The organism is Chamaesiphon sp. (assembly GCF_041738855.1).
Lineage (GTDB): Bacteria > Cyanobacteriota > Cyanobacteriia > Cyanobacteriales > Chamaesiphonaceae > Chamaesiphon.
In genome coordinates, this window is the sequence record NZ_JBGSPA010000052.1 from 1 (window position 1) to 4,287 (window position 4,287).

Annotated in this window: 4 protein-coding genes and 2 pseudogenes; 1 reads left to right on the forward strand and 5 read right to left on the reverse strand. The window is 42.7% G+C overall.

Going from position 1 to position 4,287, the window contains the following annotated elements; translation table 11 throughout:
• From ACEW9I_RS05625 to ACEW9I_RS05645, 5 genes and pseudogenes are all read right to left on the reverse strand, one after another.
• A partial coding sequence (locus tag ACEW9I_RS05625) for a hypothetical protein (protein ID WP_373539379.1) occupies nucleotides 1-390 on the reverse strand: 390 nt, incomplete at its 3' end.
• 395 nt (nucleotides 391-785) lie between these two features.
• The gene (locus ACEW9I_RS05630; RefSeq protein WP_373539380.1) at nucleotides 786-1,250 is read right to left on the reverse strand and encodes a type II toxin-antitoxin system VapC family toxin; all 465 of its coding nucleotides are present in this window, start codon (nucleotides 1,248-1,250) and stop codon (nucleotides 786-788) included.
• 51 nt (nucleotides 1,251-1,301) lie between these two features.
• Nucleotides 1,302-1,520: a type II toxin-antitoxin system Phd/YefM family antitoxin gene (locus ACEW9I_RS05635; RefSeq protein ID WP_373539381.1), complete on the reverse strand. Its 219-nt coding sequence runs from the start codon at nucleotides 1,518-1,520 to the stop codon at nucleotides 1,302-1,304.
• A gap of 438 nt (nucleotides 1,521-1,958) precedes the next feature.
• Entirely contained in the window at nucleotides 1,959-2,639 is a 681-nt protein-coding gene (locus ACEW9I_RS05640) for a response regulator transcription factor (protein WP_373539382.1), read from the reverse strand.
• A gap of 13 nt (nucleotides 2,640-2,652) precedes the next feature.
• Nucleotides 2,653-3,525, reverse strand: a pseudogene (locus ACEW9I_RS05645) (ATP-binding protein); the annotation flags it as partial.
• A 184-nt stretch (nucleotides 3,526-3,709) separates the two neighbouring features.
• On the opposite strand from ACEW9I_RS05645, the pseudogene ACEW9I_RS05650 reads away from it, so the two are divergent.
• A pseudogene (locus tag ACEW9I_RS05650) lies at nucleotides 3,710-4,287 on the forward strand (ISNCY family transposase); the annotation flags it as partial.

Here is a 4,287-nt window from a genome sequence, read left to right on the forward strand (position 1 = left end):
TGTCGCAATGACGAGAATTACCAGGACGATGATATTTAACATCGGTTTAACTATCCCAGAAAAGTTTTCTCGATCGTATTCCTGGTATCCCAGATAAGCTTGCCAGATGACAATACCACCGACCATCAGCAGTACAGCCCAGGGAATTAGATTGACAATCGCAGTAAACAGAGTCGTAAATAGTGGCCCTGCAACTGGGAATCCAGCCATTATTGTGGTGATTTTAGTAGTCGATACTGTTACAAAAGCATCGTAGATTGGCGCAGCATTAGCTTTAGGAGCTAAGTTCCAGCCCCAAATAATCGGGGCAAAACAGGAAATCAAGGCATATTGTGTATACTTCCAAGAAATTTTGTTTCTAGATTTGGATAGTGAAGTGACGTAGTTCATGATGACGTTCTATCTCTTCAAAGAATATAAGTTTTGACTCGATTAATTAAATTAACTACCGATCGAACGACGAACGGTTTAGACACAAAAAAGCTAGAATCTAAATTCTTGAACTACCGTTAATCTAAGATTAAGTTGAGAGATAACTGAACAATAACAGTCTTATACCGCTCGAAATAAACTTGACTTGATTAGCTGGTCAGGTTAAATTTATGCCCTCTTTTATCCGCATGAGATTATAAACGATCTCCAAAAATAATCAATAGCAAGTCGCCAAACAAACAGAACTTTACAATTAATAAAAAAAGGAGTGGTTATTCAGCTATTTAGCTGAATAACCACTCCTCAAGGTGTAAGCATTTACGGTCGATAGCGACGGTTCCCGAACTTGGCGACTATCGATTTAGACTTTTGCCTGTTGCTAATTCTGCTCTGGCTCTTTGACTCACGGACATTCTATTAGTGTTGCCTTCGTCCGATTCGTTGAGGAGGATTTCCACGTCACGATCGGTTAGATCTGGATTAGCCGTAACGAGGGTCATGCCCTCGACTCGTGCTTGGGCGAGGAGGATGAGATCGAATCGATCTAGCGGCAATTTTGCTAGCTTCACCACCTGATCCGCTCGAATATCCAAAAATTGTGCCCGCAACTTTTTCATCCGACTGGCAAGATACGAATCGATCGGTTCGGGCAGCAATAACGTTCCCAGTGACACCTTAATCGTCAGCTCACATGCACTGGCAACTGAAAACCAGATTGAGTTAGTTTCGTCAGAGATGGCGGCAATTGTTTCCGCACTCAAGCGATCTGGTTCGACAAACCACCATAAAAAACACTGGGCATCGATTAGTATTTTCATTCGCGATTTAGTCCTTCCTCTTGTTTGGCTGGAATACTAGGAAAGTCGGGTTTATAAATAAGGGGGCAGTGGGTTTTTGAAACTGGAGGGGATGTAATATAAGCCGCGATCTACACCCATACTGCGACTGCGCGATCGCTTATTTTCTACAGGAACTAACCTAGCAACTGCAATCCCTCGATTGGCGATGATTATCTCTTCCCCAAGCTCGACGCGGGATAATAATTTGGAGAACTGGGATTTAGCGTTATAGATGGTAAATGTATTCATCACGATTGCAAGGTTCGATGGCGTATAAAATATTACGGAGTGAGATCGTTCGTAAGAAATTAGATTTCAAATACATTATAGAACAAAATTACTAATATATTCTTGAAAGACGTGAACATCGCGAGCTTTTGTCTTGCTGGGATGAAAATGACCATTATCTAACTGAATAGGATTGAGGCGATCGGGATAAGCCTGTGAGAATTCATCCAAAAACCTATGGTGCTGTCAATTCCATCCCCGCCATGCTGATGATGATTAATCTCCCACTTGGATCTACTATCGAATCGTTCAAGCACAGTTAGTATCCTTGCGAGAGGTGCTTGGTTAAATATCGAATATTTATTGTCTAAAAAAGCACAGTTGCCCTAACTTAAATTTATAAGAATTGTGGACTATTATTGACTAATTTAACTAACATAACAGCCAGTTGTGCTCAAATTAAGCATATTCTCTCAACACATACCCCACACCGCGTACCGTATGTAGTAAACGTTTAGGATTGTTTACTTCTAACTTGAGCCGTAGGGCGCGAATATAGACTTCAATGATATTTGATTCACCCATAAAATCATATCCCCAAACTTTTTCCAGTATTTGGTCGCGGGTCATAACTTGGCGAGAATGGCGAAGCAAATATTCCAACAGATCGAATTCTTTAGCAGTTAATTCAATTAATTGAGTGTTGCGATAAACTTCGCGAGTGAGTCGATTTAAAGTTAAATCTTCAAATTCAAACCCATCGGGATCTTCGGGCTGTGTTCGCCGTAATCTGGCTTTGACTCTGGCTAGTAATTCTTCGATGCTAAATGGTTTGGTGACATAATCATCCGCACCCGCATTTAATCCAGCGACTCGATCGGGAATTTCATCTTTAGCCGTAAGCATAATAATCGGTACCTGAATTCCTGTCGTTCGCAATCTTAAACAGAGATCTAGTCCAGATATTCCAGGCAGCATCCAATCCAAAATCAATAGATCTGGATGGATATCACGGGCGATCGTCAATCCATCCAAACCATTGTGTGCAACAGTAACTTGATAGCCTTCTAATGTTAATTCCTCGCCAATAAACCCAGCTAATTTGAGGTCATCTTCAACTAACAGAATTCGATCGTTCATAAGTTACTCTTATTTATTTATTACTGACAGATGCTGGTTTCCAGATTGGTAATGAAATAGTAAAAATACTCCCTTCATTGGGTTTCGATCGCAGGGTAATTCGACCATTCATCCCTTCAATTAAACTTTTAGATATCGCCAATCCCAAACCCGTCCCATCTCTCGATCGAGTCGATGATTCTTCTGCTCGATAAAATCGCTCAAAGATCCGATTCTGATGTTCTAGCGCAATCCCAATCCCCCGATCTTGGACGTGAATAATCGCCCGATCTGCTGTCTGTTCGAGAATTAGCTCGATCGGACTATTCGAGTACTTAATCGCATTATCGACGAGATTAATTAATACTTGCATCAGCCGATCTTGATCTGCGAGGGCAACAACATCATCTGAATTAGTTGGTACTGAAATTGGATGCTTGCTGATTTTCTGACTCATTTCGACGACTTCGGCAATCAGTGTATTTAGAAATACAGGACTTTGACGAAAATGGAGATTGCCACTATCAGCGCGGGCGAGATCGAGTAAATCTTGGAGCATTCTAATCGTCCGATCTGTCTCGGCAATCGCTGTTTCCAGGGCGTGTTGCTGATGAGTACTAAGATTATCCCCCCGTCGCAGTAAACTTTGGAGATAACCGAGTACAACAGACAGCGGCGTGCGGAGTTCGTGAGAAACATTGCCCACAAATTGACGCTGTTGCTCCCATGCCCCTGATAATCTGACTGTCATCTCGTTAAAGGCGGTTGCCAGTCCCAAAATCTCATCTGGAGCCTGCTGGAGTTCGAGTCTAGCTGCGCCCAGATCGTCGGCAGAAACTTGGCTGGCAACTTGGCTCATCTGTGCCAATGGTTTAAGTGTCGTGCGAATCCGCTGAGAAATGGCGATCGTCAGCAGGCAAATCGCCAGAATACCACTGCCAATTAGACTATTGATACCAGTGGTTAGTTGATGTTGATCGGTCGTGATATCTTGAGAAAGATATCAGCAATTCCAAATTCAGATTTTGACAACGGTATAGGGGGAGCAGGAGAATAGAAGGACTTCAAAAAGAGAAGCACAAATGGAGCCAATGAAGCTGAGTTTTATCGCCCTGCTCGAATATCTCAATCGAGCGATTTTGGGGATGAAAGACCCTCGCCGTCCCAGCAATGGGACAAAATATAGCATAGGGGATGCTGTGTTAGGGGCATTCTCAGTGTTCTTCATGCAGAGTGAATCCTTTTTGGAGCATCAACGGCACATGGATAGCAATCAGGGCAAAAGTAATGCGACGACACTGTTTGGCATGATTAAAGTGCCAACAGTGCCGCAAATTCGTAATATTGTGGACGGGATTTCAGCGAACTCATTATCATCAGTGTTCAATTGCGTGTATCGAGCGTTGAGACGGGATGGGCACTTGAAACCATTCCAGTATCTAGGTGGATTACTGATTGCGCTAGATGGAACTCAGTATTTTGATTCTCATAAGTTGAACTGTAAATGTTGTTCGAGTCGTAAACATAAAAATGGCACAGTGACTTATTTTCACAGTGCCATTCTGCCTGTAATTGTTGCCCCTGGGCAATCTCAAGTAATTTCCTTAGCCCCAGAATTCATCACGCCTCAAGATGGGCACGAAAAGCAAGACTGCGAAGTAGCCGCAGC

Bases quoted from the DNA above. Each gene is read 5' to 3' on its own strand.
- ACEW9I_RS05630 (WP_373539380.1), bottom strand. From the start codon at position 1,250: ATGAAAATACTAATCGATGCCCAGTGTTTTTTATGGTGGTTTGTCGAA.
- ACEW9I_RS05640 (WP_373539382.1), bottom strand. From the start codon at position 2,639: ATGAACGATCGAATTCTGTTAGTTGAAGATGACCTCAAATTAGCTGGG.
- ACEW9I_RS05635 (WP_373539381.1), bottom strand. From the start codon at position 1,520: ATGAATACATTTACCATCTATAACGCTAAATCCCAGTTCTCCAAATTA.